The organism is Microbulbifer taiwanensis, from assembly GCF_014904815.1.
In the GTDB taxonomy this organism is placed as follows: Bacteria; Pseudomonadota; Gammaproteobacteria; order Pseudomonadales; family Cellvibrionaceae; genus Microbulbifer; species Microbulbifer taiwanensis.
In genome coordinates, this window is record NZ_JACZFR010000075.1 from 2,501 (window position 1) to 6,269 (window position 3,769).

The window sequence follows — 3,769 nt, forward strand, 5'->3', positions numbered from 1 at the left end:
GTGTCTCTCAAGCACACAATCCGGCGTCCGGTTCCAATGAAGTTTATTGGAGTGGATGTTAAAAGTCGTTAGTAGTCGTTTGTGTTGTATGGTCAAGCGACTAAGCGTATACGGTGGATGCCTTGGCAGCTGGAGGCGATGAAGGACGTAGGAGCCTGCGAAAAGTCTAGGGGAGCTGGCACACAAGCTTTGATCCTGGAATGTCCGAATGGGGAAACCCACTCCTTTTGGAGTATCCATAACTGAATACATAGGTTATGGAGGCGAACCCGGGGAACTGAAACATCTAAGTACCCGGAGGAAAAGAAATCAACCGAGATTCCCTGAGTAGCGGCGAGCGAAAGGGGATTAGCCCTTAAGCTCTTTATGTTTTAGTGGAAGGTTCTGGAAAGTACCGCGATACAGGGTGATAGCCCCGTACACGAAAAGGCATTTAGAGTGAAATCGAGTAGGTCGGGACACGTGTTATCTTGACTGAACATGGGGGGACCATCCTCCAAGGCTAAATACTCCCAGCTGACCGATAGTGAACCAGTACCGTGAGGGAAAGGCGAAAAGAACCCCGGAGAGGGGAGTGAAATAGAACCTGAAACCGTATACGTACAAGCAGTAGGAGCCCTTCGGGGTGACTGCGTACCTTTTGTATAATGGGTCAGCGACTTATTGTCTGTAGCAAGGTTAACCGCATAGGGGAGCCGTAGAGAAATCGAGTCTTAATAGGGCGTTCAGTTGCAGGCAATAGACCCGAAACCCGGCGATCTATCCATGGGCAGGTTGAAGATTGAGTAACATCAATTGGAGGACCGAACTCACTAATGTTGAAAAATTAGGAGATGACCTGTGGATCGGAGTGAAAGGCTAATCAAGCCGGGAGATAGCTGGTTCTCCTCGAAAGCTATTTAGGTAGCGCCTCGCGTCTCACCCTCGGGGGTAGAGCACTGTTTGGGCTAGGGGGTCATCCCGACTTACCAACCCCATGCAAACTCCGAATACCGAGGAGTGCAATCGCGGGAGACACACGGCGGGTGCTAACGTCCGTCGTGGAAAGGGAAACAACCCAGACCGCCAGCTAAGGTCCCAAATACCAGTTAAGTGGGAAACGATGTGGGAAGGCCCAGACAGCTAGGAGGTTGGCTTAGAAGCAGCCATCCTTTAAAGAAAGCGTAATAGCTCACTAGTCGAGTCGGCCTGCGCGGAAGATATACCGGGGCTAAACTGGTAACCGAAGCTGCGGATGCTCTTAGGAGCATGGTAGAGGAGCGTTCTGTAAGCCGTTGAAGGTGAACCGGGAGGTTTGCTGGAGGTATCAGAAGTGCGAATGCTGACATGAGTAACGATAAGGGAGGTGAAAAACCTCCCCGCCGGAAGACCAAGGGTTCCTGTCCAACGCTAATCGGGACAGGGTTAGTCGGCCCCTAAGGCGAGGGCGAAAGCCGTAGTCGATGGGAAACAGGTTAACATTCCTGTACTTGCAATTGCTGCGATGGAGTGACGGAGAAGGCTAGGCCAGCATGGCGATTGGTTGTCCATGTTTAAGGTTGTAGGCTGGGGACTTAGGCAAATCCGGGTCCCTAAGGCTGAGAGCTGATGACGAAGCTTACTTCGGTAAGTGAAGTGGTTGATGCCCTGCTTCCAGGAAAAACTTCTAAGCTTCAGGCAATTGCGAACCGTACTCTAAACCGACACAGGTGGTCAGGTAGAGAATACCAAGGCGCTTGAGAGAACTCTGGTGAAGGAACTAGGCAAAATGGTACCGTAACTTCGGGAGAAGGTACGCCGGTTTTGGTGATGGGACTTGCTCCCTAAGCTGAGGCCGGTCGAAGTGACCAGGTGGCTGCGACTGTTTATTAAAAACATAGCACTCTGCAAACACGTAAGTGGACGTATAGGGTGTGACGCCTGCCCGGTGCCGGAAGGTTAATTGATGGGGTTAGCTTCGGCGAAGCTCTTGATCGAAGCCCCGGTAAACGGCGGCCGTAACTATAACGGTCCTAAGGTAGCGAAATTCCTTGTCGGGTAAGTTCCGACCTGCACGAATGGCGTAACGATGGCCACGCTGTCTCCACCAGAGACTCAGTGAAATTGAAATCGCTGTTAAGATGCAGTGTACCCGCGGCTAGACGGAAAGACCCCGTGAACCTTTACTACAGCTTTGCACTGAACTTTGAGCCTACTTGTGTAGGATAGGTGGGAGGCTTTGAAACTGTGACGCCAGTTGCAGTGGAGCCATCCTTGAAATACCACCCTGGTATGTTTGAGGTTCTAACCCAGGTCCATTATCTGGATCGGGGACAGTGTATGGTGGGTAGTTTGACTGGGGCGGTCTCCTCCCAAAGAGTAACGGAGGAGTACGAAGGTGCACTCAGCATGGTCGGAAATCATGCAATGAGCATAATGGTATAAGTGCGCTTGACTGCGAGACAGACATGTCGAGCAGGTACGAAAGTAGGTCATAGTGATCCGGTGGTTCTGTATGGAAGGGCCATCGCTCAACGGATAAAAGGTACTCCGGGGATAACAGGCTGATACCGCCCAAGAGTTCACATCGACGGCGGTGTTTGGCACCTCGATGTCGGCTCATCACATCCTGGGGCTGAAGCCGGTCCCAAGGGTATGGCTGTTCGCCATTTAAAGTGGTACGCGAGCTGGGTTTAGAACGTCGTGAGACAGTTCGGTCCCTATCTGCCGTGGGCGTTGGAGATTTGAGAAGAGTTGCTCCTAGTACGAGAGGACCGGAGTGAACGAACCTCTGGTGTTCGGGTTGTCACGCCAGTGGCATTGCCCGGTAGCTATGTTCGGACGGGATAACCGCTGAAAGCATCTAAGCGGGAAGCCTCCTTCAAGATGAGATCTCCCTGAGGCTTCGAGCCTCCTGAAGGGCCGTGGAAGACTACCACGTTGATAGGCTGGGTGTGGAAGCGTTGTGAGGCGTTGAGCTAACCAGTACTAATTGCCCGTGCGGCTTGACCATACAACAGAGATGGTTACTAACGACTAGCTAAGCTAGCGGATTGTGAGAAAGAGACACACAGAGCAAGATCGACTTGCGGTGTATTACTACAGATTGTTTCGCCGACTTATTTGGGGTTATCGCCGGTCAACAGAATGACCGAGGCAAACAGCGATAACAGGCAGAGCAGGGCAAGAGCCCATAAGACCAACGCCAACCCAAGCCAGTTTGCCTGACGACAATAGAGTTGTGGAACCACCTGATCCCTTGCCGAACTCAGAAGTGAAACGCAACATCGCCGATGGTAGTGTGGGGTTTCCCCATGTGAGAGTAGGTCATCGTCAGGCTTCTAAATAAAAGAAAGGGCCACCCATCGGGTGGCCCTTTTTTTGTTTGAAAAAAGCCTGACGATGACTTGGTGCCGAACATTCCGGAGTCGCGGTATGGATGGCAGCGCAATAGCCAGTTGTCTCTGACCAGCCCACCGCAGACTGCCCTTCAAACCTGCACTGACTTCAAACGAAACTGCTCCAGGCGAAGTGCCAGCATCCAGACCTATCGCGGCTATGGCCGCGATCGATCTGGCAACTTGAAACGAAATCCAAATCACCGGCACAAGAATGCAGCGAGAAAAACCCACCAGAAAAGTGCAAAAGCTGAGCGGTGTTTTTTTACGCGCCTCTCGCCCACCGGCATAAATACTTGATTCAATAGGGATATCCCACACTTATACACAAGTCTATCCATGTATTCTGTTAGTAACAGCGGTGTCATCTCGGAAGCGGATGTAGAAAAGTTCAGTGGTGTTTTTTTACGCGT

General features: G+C 51.6%; 1 protein-coding gene and 2 rRNA genes. 2 read left to right on the forward strand and 1 reads right to left on the reverse strand.

Annotated features, from left to right (window positions below):
* The first annotated feature begins 90 nt into the window (after positions 1 to 90).
* Together IG627_RS20290 and rrf are read left to right on the forward strand one after the other, a co-directional pair.
* Positions 91 to 2,971, forward strand: a 23S ribosomal RNA gene (locus IG627_RS20290).
* Positions 2,972 to 3,181: 210 nt separating this feature from the next.
* A 5S ribosomal RNA gene (gene rrf, locus IG627_RS20295) occupies positions 3,182 to 3,297 on the forward strand.
* A gap of 259 nt (positions 3,298 to 3,556) precedes the next feature.
* Here the strand turns inward: rrf and IG627_RS20985 are convergent.
* The coding region (locus tag IG627_RS20985) for a hypothetical protein (RefSeq protein ID WP_226865497.1) at positions 3,557 to 3,769 on the reverse strand (213 nt) is incomplete at its 5' end.